The sequence below is a fragment of the Sporosarcina sp. Marseille-Q4063 genome, from assembly GCF_018309085.1.
GTDB lineage: Bacteria > Bacillota > Bacilli > Bacillales_A > Planococcaceae > Sporosarcina.
In genome coordinates, this window is sequence record NZ_CP070502.1 from 2,790,960 (window position 1) to 2,810,206 (window position 19,247).

General features: G+C 41.9%; 16 protein-coding genes, 1 riboswitch and 1 other annotated feature. Of the genes, 13 read left to right on the forward strand and 3 right to left on the reverse strand.

The window, feature by feature from the left end; translation table 11 throughout:
- Positions 1–97 precede the first annotated feature (97 nt).
- The 3 genes from JSQ81_RS14485 (at position 98) to JSQ81_RS14495 (ending at position 2,808) form a co-directional block, all read left to right on the forward strand.
- The gene (locus tag JSQ81_RS14485; protein WP_371812550.1) at positions 98–1,522 is read left to right on the forward strand and encodes an alanine/glycine:cation symporter family protein; all 1,425 of its coding nucleotides are present in this window, start codon (positions 98–100) and stop codon (positions 1,520–1,522) included.
- 115 nt (positions 1,523–1,637) lie between these two features.
- Entirely contained in the window at positions 1,638–2,480 is an 843-nt protein-coding gene (locus tag JSQ81_RS14490) for an MBL fold metallo-hydrolase (protein WP_212604729.1), read from the forward strand.
- A 16-nt stretch (positions 2,481–2,496) separates the two neighbouring features.
- Complete coding sequence (locus tag JSQ81_RS14495; protein ID WP_212604730.1) at positions 2,497–2,808, forward strand: hypothetical protein; 312 nt, start codon at positions 2,497–2,499, stop codon at positions 2,806–2,808.
- 59 nt (positions 2,809–2,867) lie between these two features.
- On the opposite strand, the gene argS is transcribed toward JSQ81_RS14495, so the two are convergent.
- The 3 genes from argS to JSQ81_RS14510 all read right to left on the reverse strand — a co-directional run bounded on the left by argS (position 2,868) and on the right by JSQ81_RS14510 (position 5,789).
- Positions 2,868–4,532, reverse strand: a complete 1,665-nt coding sequence (gene argS, locus JSQ81_RS14500) for an arginine--tRNA ligase (RefSeq protein WP_212604731.1) — start codon at positions 4,530–4,532, stop codon at positions 2,868–2,870.
- A 45-nt stretch (positions 4,533–4,577) separates the two neighbouring features.
- Positions 4,578–4,784, reverse strand: a binding site (T-box leader).
- A 91-nt stretch (positions 4,785–4,875) separates the two neighbouring features.
- The gene (locus JSQ81_RS14505) at positions 4,876–5,580 is read right to left on the reverse strand and encodes a DUF3169 family protein (RefSeq protein WP_212604732.1); all 705 of its coding nucleotides are present in this window, start codon (positions 5,578–5,580) and stop codon (positions 4,876–4,878) included.
- The gene (locus tag JSQ81_RS14510) at positions 5,577–5,789 is read right to left on the reverse strand and encodes a helix-turn-helix transcriptional regulator (protein ID WP_371812414.1); all 213 of its coding nucleotides are present in this window, start codon (positions 5,787–5,789) and stop codon (positions 5,577–5,579) included. The genes JSQ81_RS14505 and JSQ81_RS14510 overlap by 4 nt, the downstream gene beginning before the upstream one ends.
- 368 nt (positions 5,790–6,157) lie before the next feature.
- Positions 6,158–6,348: riboswitch (cobalamin riboswitch) on the forward strand.
- A gap of 307 nt (positions 6,349–6,655) precedes the next feature.
- On the opposite strand from JSQ81_RS14510, the gene JSQ81_RS14515 reads away from it, so the two are divergent.
- The 10 genes from JSQ81_RS14515 (at position 6,656) to narI (ending at position 19,234) form a co-directional block, all read left to right on the forward strand.
- Entirely contained in the window at positions 6,656–8,878 is a 2,223-nt protein-coding gene (locus tag JSQ81_RS14515) for a ribonucleoside-diphosphate reductase subunit alpha (RefSeq protein WP_212604733.1), read from the forward strand.
- Positions 8,863–9,294 carry a flavodoxin gene (locus JSQ81_RS14520; protein ID WP_212604734.1) on the forward strand — a complete coding sequence of 144 codons (432 nt, stop codon included), beginning with the start codon at positions 8,863–8,865 and terminating at the stop codon, positions 9,292–9,294. The genes JSQ81_RS14515 and JSQ81_RS14520 overlap by 16 nt, the downstream gene beginning before the upstream one ends.
- The gene (locus tag JSQ81_RS14525) at positions 9,282–10,319 is read left to right on the forward strand and encodes a ribonucleotide-diphosphate reductase subunit beta (RefSeq protein ID WP_212604735.1); all 1,038 of its coding nucleotides are present in this window, start codon (positions 9,282–9,284) and stop codon (positions 10,317–10,319) included. The genes JSQ81_RS14520 and JSQ81_RS14525 overlap by 13 nt, the downstream gene beginning before the upstream one ends.
- 489 nt (positions 10,320–10,808) lie before the next feature.
- The gene (locus JSQ81_RS14530; RefSeq protein WP_212604736.1) at positions 10,809–11,027 is read left to right on the forward strand and encodes a hypothetical protein; all 219 of its coding nucleotides are present in this window, start codon (positions 10,809–10,811) and stop codon (positions 11,025–11,027) included.
- 74 nt (positions 11,028–11,101) lie between these two features.
- Positions 11,102–11,233 (forward strand): hypothetical protein, encoded by a 132-nt coding sequence (locus JSQ81_RS20120; protein WP_256437713.1) that lies wholly within the window; start codon positions 11,102–11,104, stop codon positions 11,231–11,233.
- A 563-nt stretch (positions 11,234–11,796) separates the two neighbouring features.
- Positions 11,797–12,495, forward strand: coding sequence for an iron-sulfur cluster repair di-iron protein (ric, locus tag JSQ81_RS14535; RefSeq protein WP_212604737.1), 699 nt, complete (start codon positions 11,797–11,799; stop codon positions 12,493–12,495).
- A 220-nt stretch (positions 12,496–12,715) separates the two neighbouring features.
- Positions 12,716–16,402 (forward strand): nitrate reductase subunit alpha, encoded by a 3,687-nt coding sequence (locus JSQ81_RS14540; RefSeq protein ID WP_212604738.1) that lies wholly within the window; start codon positions 12,716–12,718, stop codon positions 16,400–16,402.
- Entirely contained in the window at positions 16,392–17,999 is a 1,608-nt protein-coding gene (narH, locus tag JSQ81_RS14545) for a nitrate reductase subunit beta (RefSeq protein WP_212604739.1), read from the forward strand. The genes JSQ81_RS14540 and narH overlap by 11 nt, the downstream gene beginning before the upstream one ends.
- Entirely contained in the window at positions 17,992–18,561 is a 570-nt protein-coding gene (locus JSQ81_RS14550) for a nitrate reductase molybdenum cofactor assembly chaperone (RefSeq protein ID WP_212604740.1), read from the forward strand. The genes narH and JSQ81_RS14550 overlap by 8 nt, the downstream gene beginning before the upstream one ends.
- Positions 18,554–19,234 carry a respiratory nitrate reductase subunit gamma gene (gene narI / locus JSQ81_RS14555; RefSeq protein ID WP_212604741.1) on the forward strand — a complete coding sequence of 227 codons (681 nt, stop codon included), beginning with the start codon at positions 18,554–18,556 and terminating at the stop codon, positions 19,232–19,234. Before JSQ81_RS14550 ends, narI begins: the two co-directional genes overlap by 8 nt.
- Positions 19,235–19,247: the final 13 nt, after the last annotated feature.

Consider the following 19,247-nt stretch of genomic DNA (forward strand, 5'->3'; position numbering starts at 1 on the left):
TAAAAAACATGTGAAATGAAGTGTTTTTTCTATCTTTTGAGGGAATGAGTGTATTAAGATGTTTAAGTGGAAATTTTGGTGAGAGGATTTGTTGCATATGGTAATGGACGCGCTTAACTGGTTGGTCGGTCCGGCAAATGATTTTTTATGGACGTATGTACTGATTGGTTTTCTATTAATAATCGGTGTTTATTTCACGATTCGCACCAAATTCGTGCAAATTCGGTTGTTCAAAGAAATGTTCCGACTGATCTTTGAGAAAAAAGAAAGTAACGATGGGGTTTCTCCATTTCAAGCGTTTACCATTAGCGCTGCTTCACGAGTAGGCACGGGGAATGTGACGGGCGTAGCGCTTGCAATTGGAATCGGTGGTCCGGGAGCGGTCTTTTGGATGTGGATGATCGCAATCATCGGAATGGCTACGGCTTTTATTGAAAGTACGCTGGCGCAAGTGTATAAAGTGAAGGATGGCGATACGTTCCGTGGAGGGCCTGCCTATTACATGCAGAAAGCGCTCGGATACCGCAAACTAGGAATTGTCTTTGCTATTTTATTAACGCTTTGTTTTGGATTTATATTTAATGCGGTCCAATCGAATACAATTAGCCAATCATTTATGGATGTTTTCGGTCTGCCAGACTGGGTAGTCGGTCTGGCCTTGGTGTTATTGACGGCGGTCATTATTTTCGGCGGCGTGAAACGAATTGTTAAAGTGACGGAGTTAATTGTCCCGATAATGGCAATTTTTTATTTGCTGATTGCCTCCTATGTTGTCATTGTTAACATTACAGAAATTCCCGCTGTCTTTATGTTGATTATTGAACATGCTTTTGGCATTAAGGAAGTCGTCGGAGGCGGAATCGGCGTAGCTATGATGCAAGGAATACGTCGAGGCCTATTTTCAAACGAAGCTGGAATGGGTAGTGTGCCGAACGCGGCAGCTACGGCGAATGTTTCCCACCCGGCGAAACAAGGACTTGTCCAAAGTTTAGGCGTATTTTTTGATACGATCATGATTTGTTCAGCGACTGCATTCATCATCATTTTGGCTGGCCTTTATACGACAGGCGAGCAAAGTGGCATTATATTAACGCAGGCTTCCATGGCCGTTCATGTTGGTTCATGGGCTCCTTATTTTGTTGCCATTGCGATCATGTTTTTTGCTTTCAGTTCGATCATCGGAAATTATTATTACGGCGAAACGAATATTGAATTCATAAAAGCAAGTAAATCATGGATGACTGTTTACCGTGTCTTTGTCCTTGCTATGGTCATGTTCGGCGCGATGGCGAAAGTGAGCCTCGTTTGGAACATGGCGGATTTATTCATGGGGGTCATGGCGGTCTTGAACTTGATTGTAATTGCGGTACTAGGAAAAGTTGCGTTTAAAGTGTTGGACGACTTCTCTGCCCAACGACGTAAAGGCTTGAATCCGGTATTTAAAGCAAGCTCGATTCCAGGTTTGAAAAATGCCGAATGCTGGGAAGATGCCAAAGTGAAAGACAGAATTTCAAAACTATAATTACCTTTAGCGAAAAACAATTTTTAATACATTTATTCGAATAAAACACCTTCACTGGAAAAGTATATTTTTTGCATTCAAGCAAAACATATCAATAACTAGTGGAGGTGTTTTTTTGCAAAATCAATTATCGTACGGCGAGGATTTTAAATACATTCCGGCGACATCGCTTGAAAGCGGAGTAGGAACTGAGGTATTGCCAGATTTATATTGCCATACCATTCAAATTGTAAATATATGTTTGGTGGGAAATGCCGATGCAACTAATTTTGTGTTAATAGATGCAGGCATGCCACATTCGGCTAAGGAGATTATTTCTGTTGCTGAAAAACGCTTTGGTGAAAATAGTCGACCCCAAGCCATCATTTTAACGCATGGGCATTTCGATCATGTCGGCTCGATTATCGAGTTGATCGAACATTGGAATGTTCCTGTTTATGCGCATGAATTAGAGATGCCTTTCTTAACGGGAAAAACAAGTTATCCAAAACCGGATACAACGGTCGAAGGCGGCATGGTGTCAAAAATGTCTGCTATGTTTCCAATTGAGCCCATCAACTTGGGAAATACGATTCTACCACTTCCTGCAGACGGAAGTGTTCCGCATTTGCCGAAATTTCGTTGGATTCATACGCCTGGGCACACTCCTGGACATGTTTCATTTTTTAGAGAAGAAGATAAAGCCTTAATCGCTGGCGATGCGTTTGTAACTGTAAAACAGGAATACCTTTATAAAGTCTTTACACAAGAACAAGAAATTAGCGGGCCGCCTAGATATTTAACGACTGACTGGGAGGCGGCTTTTGAATCAGTAAAAAAATTGGAAGCTTTACAACCAGCCGTCGCCATTACAGGTCATGGGATTACGATGACTGGCCAATTGTTAACGAATAGTTTACACCAACTTGTTGAAGAATTTGACAAAATTGCCGTTCCTGACCATGGAAAGTATGTTTAGAAAGAAACGGTTAAACTTGGAAACTAAAAAAGAGGATTTTTTTTCAACTTGGGGACAAGATATAAATTGTAGGTGGGGCATTCACTTAACAAACTTTAAAGGGGTGAAACCAATCATGGACAACAACAATCGTAATCGCCAGGACCAAAACGACCGCAATAACCGAAATAACCGTAACAACCAGAACAACAATCAAGACAAAAACTTAGAGTTTGGTGATGATTTTCTTGATCTAAACCCAAACAACAACAATAACAATAATAACAACAATGATAAAAACAATCGTAACAATAACCGAAATAATAACAACAACAATAACAACAGATAATTTGAAATCAAGCCTGTATCGCAACTTAAAAAATTGCGATACAGGTTTTTAGATTTTATTTACATCTCTTCCGGTGCTTTCATTCCCAAAAGTCGAAGCGCTTCCTTTAAGATAATTGTCGTGCTTCTGATAAGTGCGATTCTATAAGGTTTGTTTTTCGAATCGGTAAGCACATGGATGTTTCCATAAAACGAGTTGAAAGCCTGTGCGAGATCGACGGCGTACTTCGCAATGATTGAAGGATCTAATTCTTTAGCGGAATGTTGGATGATTTGAGGGAACTGTTCTAGAGATTTAACGATTTCCCACTCGAAATCATTTACTTTGTTCACGGTATAAGAGCTTGTTTCCCCGGACTTTCTTAACACTGAATTAGCACGGGCGAAAGTATATTGCACGTAGGGCCCAGTTTCGCCTTCAGTTTGAAGCATTGTCTCAAGGTCAAACTCGATATCATGTTTTCGATGCTGTTTCAAATCGCTGAAAATAATAGCGCCAACACCAATAGTTTCAGCAATTTCCATTTTATTTTCCAAATTGGGATTTTTTGCTTCAATCGTTGATTGTGCCAGCGAGATTGCATCTTTTAAAACTTCTTCCAACAAGACGATTTTCCCTTTACGTGTCGACATCTTTTTTCCGTCTTTCAAAATGAGCCCGAAAGGTACATGTTGAATATCTTTCGACCATTCATAATCCATCTTTTCGAGTACCTTTTTGAATTGTGTAAAGTGCAGACTTTGTTCATTTCCGACGACATAGATGGATTTTACGAAATCGTAATTCTTTTTTCTGTCGATTGCTGCAGTCAAATCGCGGGTGGCATACAGCGTCGCCCCGTCTGATTTTTTAATCAGACAAGGTGGCATATCATCTCCCAATTCCACGACCAAAGCGCCATCTGATTCTTTCAACAAGCCCTTTTCATTCAACATATCAACAATCGGTTCCATTTTATCGTTATAATAAGCTTCGCCGTTATAGGAATCGAATTTCACGCCGAGTAAATCATAAATGCGTTGAAACTCCTTCAATGATTCCGATTTGAACCAATCCCATAAGGCAAGCGCTTCGGGATTGCCGTCCTCCAATGCTTTAAAAGCCGCTCTTCCCTGGTCATTCAACGAATCATCTTGCTCTGCTTTTTCGTGGAATTGAATGTATAGCTTTAACAGCGTTTGAATCGGGGCTTGTCGTACTTCTAGTTCATTCCCACATTGTTGATAAGCTGTTAGCAGCTTGCCAAACTGTGTTCCCCAATCACCGATGTAATTTATTTTCACGGTTTTGTAGCCATTCTTTTCAAGCAATAAAGAAATCGAATTCCCAATGACCGTGGAGCGTAAATGTCCCATAGAGAACGGTTTCGCAATGTTTGGGGAAGACATATCAATTGTCACGACCCCGTTTTTTCCAATGTTGGATGACCCGTAGGATCTAGATTGCTCTTGGATTGTTTGGAGTAGGGAACTAGTGATTTGTGAACGGTTCAGAAAGATATTCACATAACCGTTCACAGCTTCAGCTTTGTGGATAAGTGGATGCTTGATCGACTTTGCAATTTCATCCGCAATACTAACAGGTGATTTTCTTAAATTCTTTGCAAATGGGAAGCAGGGCAATGCTAAATCGCCCATATGTGCATGCACGGGTCGTTCTAACATATTTTCATTCAAAGGAATCGGACTAAATTGTTGCAACGCATGCAAAACCTCTGTTTTCATCTCAAATTCCTCCTTTTTGTCAATAAAAAAAGCCCCGCCTCAAATAAATGAGGCGAAAGCATAACTTCCGCGGTACCACTCAACTTGCCCGTGATGGGCCACTTTCTCATAACGGCGAGACACCGACTTTTCTTAAATGAATTCAGAAAAGCATCTCCGAAGTGCGGTTCACAAACTTCCTTTGCCAGGCTTTCACCGTCCCTAGCTCGCTTAAAAAGAAAAATTTGCTACTCTCTTCATCCAAGATGTTGTAGTTGACTATAGCAAGCATTTGCATGGGTGTCAATATAGTTATTAGTCTTTTCTATAAACTCACTTGTTCAAAAAAATATACTATGAGAATTTAGTTTGAATGCGATTTAGCACCTTCACGGTAGTAAATTATATACATGATAAACCAAAGTATACCGACAACCAAGAGTGCTACGTACTGTGGACTGGAAGCGATGGAGACAAAAAATAGAATGAGAAGTGTAACGGGAAAGATTAAATTCATGGCATAAAAGGATTTATACGCAACGCGATAGTGCTCAAACTTTTCTCCTTCATCCAGATTTTCGAAAATTTCTTTGTAACCGTCTAGTCGTTTCAAGTTCACGAATGCTGCGGGGCTATATTTATTATGGTAACTAACCGCTTTAAATTGGGCATAGGTCGCAAAAATGAAGATAGATAAGAATGAAGTGACAATTACACTCGCAAGTAGGTTATCGCCTAAGTTCCATGCTAGTCCAGCGATAAAAGAACAGGTAGCTCCAACGATTAACAATAAAGAAGTAGAGCCTACAAACTTATGAGCAATTTTTTCTTTTCTTGCATCGAGTTCATCAATGTTGAATCCTGGACTTTCCTTTGCGTCTGCTTTGTTCCAGATCAAGCCAATACGAATGGACATGACAAATAATATAGCGAGCATTATAAAAGCCATCAACTCTTTTTCGAATGGTACAATTGGGCCAAGCGCATCCCATAATATAACAATCAAGCCAAAAATAAACGCAATCCCAATAGCCGTAAAAAGGGTTAGTGAACCTTTCCTTTTCCTCATTTCTCTTCCTCCTCTATTGAAAATACTTCATCCACAGGTAGTTGGAATACTTTCGCGATTTTCATCGCAATTAAAATTGACGGTAAATAATCGCCTCTTTCGATTAAACTGATTGTTTGTCTTGAGGAATCGGTTAATGTAGCTAACTCGGTTTGACTTAATCCATCTCTAGCACGTAATTCTTTCAAGCGATTAAGCAATATTGCCATTGTATTTCCTCCTTATACTTCCAATTGTATGCTTTAATAGTCAAATTGACAACTATAATTGTCAAAGTGACTATTTTTATTGTCGGGAAGGCGAAATGTAGAAGGACTTTCTGCATAAAAAATAATATGAACAATTTTTTATGTGTTAATAACTATTATTTCTATGGCATCAAAGAGTATGTTGACAATTAACCGATTGTGGATAAACAACCTGTGGATATGTTGATAAGTGATTGATTTGCACACGAAAAACTTTTTACCTCTTTACGATTAAAACACCATATGTTAGGGTATGTGTAGTGAATAGAACACAACATATAGTACTTAACGATGGAATGGTACCGTAGGAAGAATGAAGTTCAATTCTTCTCAGTAGGAAGAATAAAGTTCAATTCTTCTTTAATCGGTTTAAAAGGGAATCCGGATAATCCGGAGCTGTCCCCGCAACTGTAAACGCGGACGACCGCCGAAAAGAGCCACTGTGGAGAAATCCGTGGGAAGGCTTTGGCGGAAGAATGATGCGTAAGCCAGGAGACCTGCCTTTCATCGTCAAGCGACACTTTCTTCGGGGGTTGAGAGGTGGAAGCGAGCGGGTTTCCTTCCGTCTATCTTCTAACTCTAGAAGAATATACATAAGGTCCCATTCTGTTTCCAACTTAAAAAATCCATGAGCGATAGCTCTGCCGAAGAGGCGGACCTATCGCTTTTTTTGTCGAAAAGCGGAAGTGGCCTGCTTAGACGTGACAAGCGCTGGAAGGCCTGAAGTTAAAGGCGCTTTGTGCCTTTAACTGCAGGACTGAAAGCGACTCGAACGTCTGGCCACTGTAGCTAGACATATTTATATAACTGGGAGGAGACGGAATAACATGACAACACAAATTAAAACACCACAAATCGATCAACTGCTACATGAATTGCAAAACGAGTTTGGCGAACAGAAAATAGCGCCATTACTTAAAGTGAGTGAACGTTGGAAAGAAAGACATCCAGAGGGAAGGTATGCTGATTGGTCAAAAGCGATGGTGCTTGAAGCAATCAGTTTTGTTGCAGAAGACGAAACGTATTGGACGTTTGTCGCTGCAAGAATTTACCTCCAAGAAGTCTATGCTTACGAAGAAGGTCGGCGTGGTCAATCGGTCTATGTTGATTTTGCTGGCCATGTGAAAAGTTTAGTAGAAAAAGGTTTATACACGCCAGTTTTAACTGAAAAATATTCAGAAGAAGACTTAAATCATCTTGGCCATGTTATCGATCCTGAGCGAGACAAGCTATTTACCTATATCGGATTGAAAACGTTAATGGATCGTTACGTTGCGGTTGATTTCACTAAAAAACCGGTGGAACTTCCACAAGAACGCTGGCTTATCATCGCTATGACGCTCATGCAGGATGAAACCGAAAACCGTAATGAAAAAGTATCGGAATCCTACTGGGCGATGAGTAACTTATATATGACCGTTGCAACGCCGACATTGTCGAATGCTGGAAAGCCGCATGGTCAGTTGTCGAGTTGCTTTATCGACACGGTCGACGATTCTTTGCAAGGTATTTACGACAGCAATACAGATATCGCCAATTTGTCGAAATACGGCGGAGGCATCGGTGTTTATATGGGGAAAGTGAGAAGTCGCGGCTCCTCGATTCGCGGATTTAAAGGTGCATCAAGCGGTGTGCTGCCATGGATTAAACAATTGAATAACACTGCGGTGAGTGTCGATCAGCTGGGTCAAAGACAAGGTGCGATTGCTGTTTACCTAGACGTTTTCCACAAAGATATTTTCACGTTCCTCGATTTGAAACTCAACAACGGGGACGAGCGCATGCGTGCGCATGATATTTTCACAGGCGTTTGTTTGCCAGATTTATATATGGAACAAGTCGAAGCGCGCGGGGATTGGCATCTGTTTGATCCGCATGAAGTGCGAGAAGTCATGGGCTATTCACTGGAAGATTCGTACGATGAAAAACGCGGTGAAGGTTCATTCCGTGAAAAGTATGCTGAATGCATAAATCATCCGGAACTCAGTCGGGAAACGGTACCTGCGATTGACTTAATGAAGCGTATTTTACGCAGTCAACTGGAAACTGGCGTGCCGTTCATGTTTTACCGTGATGAAGTGAATCGTGCGAATGCGAATAAACACGAAGGTATGATTTATTCATCGAATTTATGTTCAGAAATCGCCCAAAATCAGAGCGCGACAGAATTCGAATCCGTCACACTCGAAGATGATATCGTCGTCACCCGTTCAAAACCAGGCGATTTTGTCGTTTGTAACCTGTCTTCCATTAACCTTGGGCGTGCAGTTCCAGCGAATGTAATAGAACGGTTAATCAAAATTCAAGTACGCATGCTCGATAACGTCATTGATCTGAATAAAATCCCTGTCGTACAAGCAGCACGAACAAATTCCAGATACCGTGGAATCGGACTAGGTACATTCGGTTGGCATCATTTACTTGCGCTGAAAAATATTCAGTGGGAATCAAATGAAGCTGTAGATTACGCTGATGAATTATATGAAAGGATTGCTTACCTGACCATTTCAGCTTCAATGGAATTATCAAAAGAAAAAGGGGCTTATCCTTTATTCGAAGGATCGGACTGGCAGACAGGGGACTACTTTACTAACAAAGGATATGACTCAAAAAAATGGCGTGAACTGCGTTTCGAAGTTGCGATGAATGGCATGCGAAATGGTTATTTGATGGCCGTCGCACCAAATTCTTCCACATCATTACTCGCGGGCTCGACAGCATCGATCGATCCGATTTTTAAACCGTTTTTCCATGAGGAGAAAAAGGATTATAAGTTGCCGACAGTGGCGCCGGATTTGGATCATAATACGTATGACATTTATCGCCGTTCTGCATATATTGTCGACCAGCGTTGGTCCGTTAAACAAAACGCAGCAAGGCAGCGCCATATCGACCAAGCGATTTCCTTCAATATTTACGTTCCGAATACAATTCGTGCTTCCGTTTTACTAGACCTGCATATTCAAGCATGGAAATCAGGGATGAAGACAACTTATTACACGCGTTCAAGCGCCACTGATATTGCGGAGTGTGAATGGTGTCATTCTTAATCGCCTATGCAACTTGGAGCGGAAACACAGAGGAAGTTGCGGAACTTATTGAAGAGAATTTATTGAAATCAAATATGGACGTAACTCGATACAGAATCGGGACGGGCCCACTTCCCAACGTAAATGATTATGATGCGCTCATAATTGGATCATTCACATGGGACAAGGGCGCGACTCCCGATGAAGTAAAAGATTTCGTGGCGGAAGTTGGCTATAAACCACCGAATGTTTACGTTTTTGGAACAGGCGATACGCAATTCGGCGGAGATGCATTATTTTGCAGCGCTGCAGTAAAGCTAGCACGATTTTACGAGTCAAACTATGCACCGCTAAAAATCGAACAAAGTCCAAGAGGAACGCAAGAAACCGATGTAATCAATTGGACGGAAGGGGTAATCAAACAATGGTCACACTAACACGAGTAAAAGTATTAAATCCAGCAAACCCAAACAAATCAACAGCTATTTTCGGCGGGAAAGCAAGTGGAATTCTAAATTGGAATGACCTTGCTCATCCCCACTTTTATAAATTAAGACAACAAATACGTTCATTATTTTGGACGGCCAATGAAGTCGATATGACGCAAGACGTCAAGCAGTTTCCAACGTTGACCCGACCTGAACAAGATGCTTTCTTGAAAATCATTGGCTTATTAGCAACGCTAGATGGACCGCAAACGGATATCGCATTGAAGCTTTCACATTTCACAACCGACCCCTCCGTCAAATCATTAATGGCGACAATTGCAGATCAGGAAAGTGAACATAATCACAGTTATGCCTATGTGCTTTCATCTGTAACGACATTAGATAAGCAAATCGCTTCATTTGAAATGGGGCGAACTGATGAAGTTTTGATGCGCAGAAATGAACGCATCGTCAACGTATACAATGAATTCGCAGAAAGGCCAACGATTGAATCGGCTTTAAAAGCGATGGTATACACGACTTTGCTTGAAGGATTATTTTTCTATAGCGGCTTCGCATTCTTTTACAATTTAGCACGCAATCAGAAAATGGTCGGAACATCGACAATGGTGTCGTATATTAACCGCGATGAGTTAGAGCATGGAAAAGCAATTAGCGACATATTCCGTGCAGCCTTAGCAGAAAACCCAGAATACAATACGGACGAGTTCACGGAATGGATTTATGATCAGTTCCGACACTCCGTCGAGCAAGAAGTCGCGTGGAGTCGGTATGTGTTAGCTGATATTGACGGAATCGACCTCGAAGAAATGGAAGGTTACATCAAATACCGAGCCAATAAAATGCTGCGCATGCTCGGGCTCGACGAAATCTATCCCGAGTTTACTGACAACCCCATGAGATGGATCAAAGCCTACGTGGATAGTTTCGATGACACAAAAACAGATTTCTTTGAACAAGCCTCAAGGCAGTATGTGAAAACTAGTGATTTGAATGGGTTTGATGATTTGTAGGTTTTTATTTTTTCGTGTAGGAGGATTTCGAAGGGGATTGCGCGGAGTTCAAGCGGTGAAGGACTGATTTCGTGAATTGCGCGGATTTCGCCGGAGAAGGGGAGGACTTCGAAAGTGATTGCGCGCACTTCAAGCGGTGAAGAGCTGACTTTGTCAAATGCGCGGACTTCGCCGGGCCAAGAGAGGACTTCGAACCCGATTACGCGGAACTCGATCGCAGACAATACAACAATTTCAACACAGATAAAAAAACAGCACATCGCTTAGACTAACCCGTTCAGTTCACTGGTACAAAAGTTGAAATAACAAGCGAAATAACATCGAACTAGAACAACAATTAGCATCGCAATCAATTAGCGGTGCTTTTTTTCATCTTTAAAAAGGTTTTTTGTGGTAAATATGGTACGATAACAGTAGGACGTATATATATTCAATATTCAACAAACGGGCCATTTAATTGAACAATACTTTAAAACGAGTATAGATACAGTGGATGAAAATAAGAGGTATAAATGGTTTAAGCTAGTATTTCCTTTAATTATACTTGTTTTTGCCATATGTTTAATTATTGCAGGTATTGCAGCGTGGAATGATACTGGCAAAGTACCGATTTACTTAATATTAGGGATCGTTTTTATTGCTGAAAGTATATTTGGATTATATGAGACTTGCAAGCATAAATCGGGAAGTGAAAAAACTCCAGAATAAGGCGCGATAATAGAGCAATCACCGTGCCTACTATACATATTTGGGCTAGATTGTTGGAAAGGGGGAACGACGATATGAAAACTATACTTGGAAAAGTTAATGAACAGAGTGAATTTATCAGAGCAAGTATTTATGTCATAAGTGGCTTTACGATAATTTTAGTTGGATATGGTATTGGTTATTTTGCTGGATCAATGATGTTTTAAGCGTTTTGCCCCAGTTCTAGTGATTTATTCAAGAAAAGGGCGCGATTGTGGAATAGTAAAAGTAAAAAAGGGCCTTATGGTCCTTTTTTTATTGGGATAACGAAATGTAATATTGTGTTTTAACACACAAATTAACAGTGGTATTAACACTTACATTAGCAGATCTACAATAGAAATTGTAACCCTGCTAATAGGCTTGTCAGTAAGGTGTCTAAAATAGGTGTGTTTCATTCACAAACGTTGATACATAGGTAAAAGGAAAGAGTCCAATTCATATGCGAATTTGGACTCTAATAGTGTGTTTAATTGATGTTTTGTACCACTCAACTGAACGGGTTACGCTTAGACGATGCGCTGTTTTTTATTCAACAAACCCACCAAACTGTGATTTATATCATAGCCGACCATTATAATCTCTTCTATTATATAGACAACGGGTTAATCCTAAAGGGTGACTTCCCAATAACCGATATCTTCTGTAAATTAGGTATATTCCCTGATGGGGTACCGCCCGACAATAAGTTTAACCAATTGACTTGAATAAAATAGAGGAGGAATTATTAATGGCAACAATTTCGATGGATATGAATGTGGCTGATATTGTGACTGCGGTTCCATGGTCAGCTGATATATTTAGGAAACACCGGATCGACTTTTGCTGTGGTGGGAAAGTATCGTTACTAGAAGCGGCTGAAGAAAAAGGAATTCAACCAGATATCGTCTACGAAGAGATTACTTCGATGCAAAAGACACATGATAATCGTGGGGGCACGCATCCATCTACTTTTGGAAATAAAACGCTGATCGCCTACATCCAAGAAAATTATCATCAAAGTTTACGTGAAGAATTGCCTTCATTGGAGCCGTATGTAACAAGAGTTATGGGCGTGCACGGAGGAAATCATCCGCATCTGCTTCGGTTAGCGGATCTATTTAATGAGCTAAGAATTGAACTTCTTGAACATACGGAAGATGAAGATAGAAATGTGTTCCCGCTAATTATGGAATTTCTCGACAATCCGACAGATGAGTTAAAAGAAAAGTTGAAACCTTATGTTTTCGAACTTGAAGAGGAACATGAAAATGCTGGTAAGTTACTACACGAACTGAGAGAAATCACGAATGACTTTACACCTCCGGAAGGTGCTTGCGGAACATACCGGCTCGTGTATGCACGTTTGGAGAAATTAGAAAAAGAGACTTTCAATCATGTACACCTCGAAAACAATATCCTGTTCGACCGAGTCCGGGCTGAAATCTAAGCATATAAAAATTGCCTATCCACTATAGTAGTGGGTAGGCAATTTTCAGTTATCTTATCGAAAACTGCATACTTTGTCGAATTGAGGGTATTCCCTATAAGAAATAGGACAAACCCTAATAGGAAGATAGCCCCTCACCTCTTTATAATAAAAGGTAGATGAATGAGCTTATTGTTTCTTGTCATTAGAGTAGTCATTCAAAAAGGAGTTGTTTGTTTCGATGCAAAAACAGAAAAAGAAAAATTTTGGATTGAATTTTTTTAAACCGATCGAACGTTTCTCTGGAAACTGGACTATCTTAGAAGAAAAAAGTCGTGATTGGGAAAACATGTACCGTCAACGTTGGTCTCATGACAAGGTAGTACGAACAACACACGGCGTTAACTGTACAGGATCATGCAGTTGGAAAGTTTTCGTGAAAAACGGCATTATCACATGGGAAAATCAGCAAATCGACTATCCTTCATGCGGACCTGATATGCCGGAATTCGAACCGCGCGGATGTCCTCGTGGTGCATCATTTTCATGGTACGAATACAGTCCGCTACGAGTGAAGTATCCATACATACGAGGGAAATTATGGCGTATGTGGGGCCAAGCTTTATCAGAATTTAAAGATCCTGTAAAAGCATGGGCAAGCATCGTCGATGATCCTGAAAAAGCAGTTGAATATAAAAAAGCCCGTGGAAAAGGCGGACACGTTCGCGTTAATTGGCGTGATGCAACAATGCTCATTTCCGCACAACTAATCCACACAATTCAAAAGTATGGACCTGACCGAATTGCCGGTTTCACACCGATTCCAGCGATGTCGATGGTCAGTTACGCGTCTGGAGCTAGATTTCTATCTTTAATTGGTGGAGAAATGCTCAGCTTCTATGACTGGTATGCGGATTTACCACCGTCTTCCCCGCAGATTTGGGGCGAACAGACGGATGTTCCGGAATCCAGTGACTGGTACAACTCCGGTTATATCATTATGTGGGGTTCAAACGTACCGCTGACAAGAACGCCGGACGCTCATTTCTTAACTGAAGTTCGCTACAAAGGAACGAAAGTTGTTTCGGTCGCGCCGGATTATGCGGAAAGTGTTGTCCACGCAGATGACTGGATTGCAGCGGATCCGGGTTCAGATGCTGCAGTGGCACAAGCAATGACGCATGTTATTCTCGATGAGTTTTATCAAAAACGACAAGAGCCGATGTTCCTTAATTACGCGAAGCAATATACGGATATGCCATTCTTAATTACATTAGATAGATTTGAAGATTCATATAAAGCCGGTCGTTTTCTTCGCGCAAGCGATCTCGGAAGTGATTCGGAACACGCAGAATGGAAACCGGTCATTTACGACGAAGCGACCAATGAAATCATTGTGCCGAACGGAACGATGGGGCAGCGTTGGGAAGAAGACGCGAAATGGAATCTCATTCTCGATAATGAAGATGGAACACGCGTAGAACCAGCACTATCGATTGCTGAACACGGGGCGGATTGGGAAGAAATTGTATTCCCGTACTTTGATAATGTTGCAAATGGAACATTCAAACGTCCAATCCCAGCGAAAAAAGTATTGATGGCTGATGGTACAGAACGTCTTGTGACGACTGTTCACGATTTAATGCTAAGTCAATACGGTATTAATCGAATCGGTAGCGAACTTGAAGCATCCGGTTACGATGATGCAGAATCATTTTATACACCTGCTTGGCAAGAGAAAATCACGAATGTGAAACCTGAACTTGTCACGCAAATCGCCCGTGAATTCGCGCAAAATGCGCTGGATACAGGCGGCCGTTCCATGATTATCATGGGCGCAGGGATTAACCACTGGTTTAATAGTGATACCATTTACCGCGCTATTTTAAACTTAGTGACTCTGACAGCTTCGCAAGGCGTGAACGGCGGCGGATGGGCGCATTATGTCGGCCAAGAAAAATGTCGTCCGATTGAAGGATGGAGCACAATTGCATTCGCACGAGATTGGCAAGCGCCGCCTCGACTTCAAAACGCGACTTCTTATTTCTATTTCGCAACTGACCAATGGAAATACGAAGAAATGGGCGCTGACCTATTAATGTCGCCGACAGAAGGCAAGCCGCGTTATGAGCATCCAGCAGATTATAATGTTCTAGCTGCACGACTTGGATGGTTGCCATCTTATCCTCAATTTAATAAAAACAGTCTTGTCTTTGCAGAAGAAGCAGCAAAAGAAGGAAAAACGTCAACTGAAGAAATTGTCGCCCATACATTGGAGCAAATAAAATCTGGTGAAATTCAATTTGCAGCTGAAGACCCAGGCGCACCTGAAAACTTCCCGCGCTCATTGTTCGTCTGGCGTTCAAACTTAGTATCCAGTTCCGCAAAAGGTCAAGAATATTTCATGAAACACTTATTCGGAGCTTCTGACGGCCTGCTTGCAACGGTGAATGATGAATTGAAACCTGAGGAAATGGCATGGCGAGACGAAGTGGAAGGGAAACTGGATTTACTCGTTGCGCTTGATTTCCGAATGACAGCAACACCGATGTATGCGGATGTGGTTCTGCCAGCAGCAACTTGGTATGAAAAACACGACCTGTCATCAACGGATATGCACCCATTCGTCCATCCATTCAATCCGGCTGTAGACCCATTATGGGAATCAAGATCTGACTGGGATATTTATAGATCGTTGGCAGAAACTTTCTCTGAGATGGCGAAGGTTCACCTACCAGGTGTTTACAAAGACTTGGTCACAACGCCGCTCGCGCATGATTCAGTTCAGGAAATTGCACAACCGTACGGCGAAGTGAAAGATTGGAAAAAAGGCGAAGTTGAAGCAATTCCAGGGAAAACGATGCCAGGAATGACGATTGTCGAACGTGATTACACGAAAGTATACGATAAATACGTCACACTCGGGCCTTTACTTTCAACCGGAAAAGTCGGCGCGCATGGGGTGAATTTCTCCGTTGCGGACGAATATGAACAAATGAAAGGCATTAACGGCACTTATTTCGACGAAACGATTAAAAACGGCTTGCCGAAACTTCACACTGCAAAACATGCGGCTGAAGCGATGCTGACACTATCTTCGGCAACAAATGGCCGGGTTTCCCAAAAAGCATTTGCTGCTGCTGAAGAAGATACAGGCGTGGAGTTAAAAGACATCTCAGCTGACCGAGCTGCTGAACGATTTACATTCGCGAGCATCACCGCGCAACCGCGCGAAGTAATTCCGACGCCAGTATTCTCTGGATCGAATAAACTAGGGCGTCGTTATTCACCATTTACGACGAACATCGAACGACTTGTCCCGTTCAGAACGCTGACAGGTCGACAACATTTCTATATCGACCACGAGTTATTCCTAGATTTCGGAGAAGCGTTACCTGTTTACAAGCCGACGCTACCGCCAATGGTATTCGGACCGCGGGATAAACAAATTATCGGAGGACAAGATTCGCTCGTATTACGATATTTAACACCGCACGGCAAGTGGAATATCCACTCAACGTATCAAGATAACCAGCATATGCTCACACTATTCCGCGGGGGACCAACCGTTTGGATTTCGGATGTGGACGCAGCTGAACATGATATCGATGACAACCAATGGCTTGAAGTATACAACCGAAATGGTGTTGTCACAGCACGTGCCGTTGTCAGTCACAGAATGCCGAAAGGAACAATGTTTATGTACCATGCTCAAGATAAACATATCCAAGTTCCAGGGTCAGAAATTACGGACGAACGAGGCGGAAGCCATAACGCACCAACACGTATTCACATGAAACCGACGCAAATGGTCGGCGGATATGCGCAACTCAGTTATGGATTCAACTATTATGGACCAATTGGAAATCAGCGAGATGTTTACGTCGCAGTTCGCAAGATGAAGGAGGTAAACTGGCTTGAAAATTAAAGCGCAAGTAGCAATGGTTATGAATCTAGACAAATGTATCGGATGCCACACATGCAGCGTCACATGTAAAACGACATGGACAAACCGTGAAGGCGCGGAATATATGTGGTTCAACAACGTCGAAACAAAGCCGGGCATTGGTTATCCAAAGAGATGGGAAGACCAAGAACTTTACAAAGGCGGCTGGCAGGTCAATAAAAAAGGGAAACTCGAATTGAAATCGGGCTCCAAATTATCAAAGATTGCCCTAGGGAAGATTTTTTACAACCCTGATATGCCAGAAATGAAAGATTACTATGAACCTTGGACATACGATTATGAGAAACTCACGATGGCAGGCGATAGCGAACATACACCTGTAGCGCGTGCGAAATCCGTTGTCACGGGGGAATATATGGATTTAGAATGGGGCCCTAACTGGGAAGACCAATTAGCGGGTGCACATATCACAGGTCCGAAAGACCCGAATATCGAAAAAATTGAAGAAGAAATTAAATTCAACTTCGAACAAGCATTTATGATGTATTTACCAAGACTATGCGAACACTGCCTAAATCCGAGCTGTGTCGCATCATGCCCATCAGGTGCGATGTACAAACGCGAGGAAGACGGGATTGTTCTTGTCGACCAAGAGGCATGTCGCGGCTGGCGTTATTGCATGACTGGTTGCCCGTACAAAAAAGTTTACTTCAACTGGAAAACAAATAAAGCGGAGAAATGCACATTCTGTTTCCCGCGTATTGAATCTGGTTTACCGACAGTTTGTTCTGAAACATGTACAGGTCGAATTCGTTATCTGGGCGTCCTTTTATATGATGCAGACCGTGTACTTGAAGCGGCTTCAACACCAGATCCAAAAGATCTATACAAAGCGCAATGTGATTTATTCCTTGATCCAAGTGATCCTGAAGTAATTGAACAAGCGAGAAAAGATGGGATATCGGAAGAATGGATTGAAGCGGCTCAAAACTCGCCTGTTTATAAACTGGCAATCGAGTATAAGCTTGCGTTTCCGTTACACCCGGAATACCGTACGCTTCCGATGGTTTGGTATGTTCCGCCGCTTAGCCCGATCATGAATTATTTTGAGGGAAGAGATTCAATAAAAAATCCGGACATGATTTTTCCAGCAATTGAGGAAATGCGGATACCGATTCAATACTTGGCCAATATGCTGACAGCCGGGGATACAGAAACGGTGAAAAAAGCATTGCAACGCATGGCGATGATGAGGTCCTATATGCGTGCAGTTTCATCCGGAAAAGATTTTGATGAAGCACGTCTCGAACGCGTGGGTTTATCAGCGCATCAGACGAAACAAATGTATCGACTGCTCGCAATTGCAAAATACGAAGATCGTTTTGTCATCCCGACATCCCATAAAGAAGGCCATATGAACGCTTACCGTTCACAAGGTTCAACAGGATATGAAGAAATGGGCGATTACAGTATGGGTAAAACGCAAAGTCCATACAGTTATGCAGCGCCAATTAGTATCGAAGACGGCAGTTGTGATGGATGCGGGCCAGTAGAACCAGCAAAAACAGGCAAACAAATTTATGAAGAAAACTTCTACGGGGGGATTTGGCGTGATTGATTTAGAGAGGCTGTATGAAGAAAAACAAGCATTCGGCTTCTTTGCAAATCAACTTACGTACCCCGATAAATCAACTTATCATCCGTCGGTTTTGGAAGAGTCAATTGACTCTTCCCATCCGGCATATGCGGATATTAAGAAGTATTGGGATTTAATGCATGAGTTCAGTTTCGATGAGATTCAGGAAATGTATACATACACATTTGATTTCCAGAAGGAAACGACACTGTTCATGACCTATGTAAAATATGAAGATGCAAAAGACCGAGGACAAATGCTTGCAAAGTTGAAGGTTCTTTATGAAATGTTCGGACTCAATATGCCCGCAGGAGAATTATCCGACTTTTTGCCGCTTATGTGTGAATTTATCTATGCAGCGGAGTGGATTGGTGATGACCGAGCACCACAAAGTTTCGGAATGCTTCTAGCTGTGATGGAAGATGGTTCGTATCATTTATTAAAAGCGCTTGAGAAACATAATAGTCCCTACTTTTATTTAATAAGAGGAATGAGGGAAACTTTCAAGTCTTGTATTCGTCAGGAGGCACAAGCCAATGAGTGATCAATTTTTATGGGTTATTTTCCCCTATATTTGCATGGCGGTATTTATTGTCGGCCATATATTTAGGTGGCGAAACGATCAGTTTGGATGGACAGCAAAATCAAGTGAATTTATTGAAAAGAAGCAGTTGATGATTGGTAGTTTATTATTCCACATCGGGATAATCCCGGTTATTGCCGGACATGTCGCTGGTCTGGGGATCCCGAAAGAATGGACGCGCGCTCTCGGGATAAGTGATCATATGTATCATATGGGCGCGATTTGGGGCGGCGGTTTTTTCGGAGTCGTCACTTTCCTCGGCATGCTTATTTTAACATGGAGACGCTTTGCGATTAGCAATGTCCGCAAATTATCATCGGCATCCGATTTAATTGTTAACTCGTTACTTCTCTTTATTGTTTTTATTGGCATGTACAGTGTAATCGGGACAAGTGTCACGCAACCTGATTTCGATTATCGTGATTCGATTTCGATTTGGTTCAGGTCGCTACTCATCTTCCGGCCCGAAGCAAGCTTTATGTCAGGTGTCCCGGTGGCATTTCAGTTGCACATCTTATCAGGCTTTCTCATCTTCGCGATGTGGCCCTTTACAAGACTCGTTCACGTATGGAGCGTACCTTTGAATTACGTTGGAAGAAGCTATATTATATATAGAAGAGACACCAAGAAGTAATTACAACGGAAAA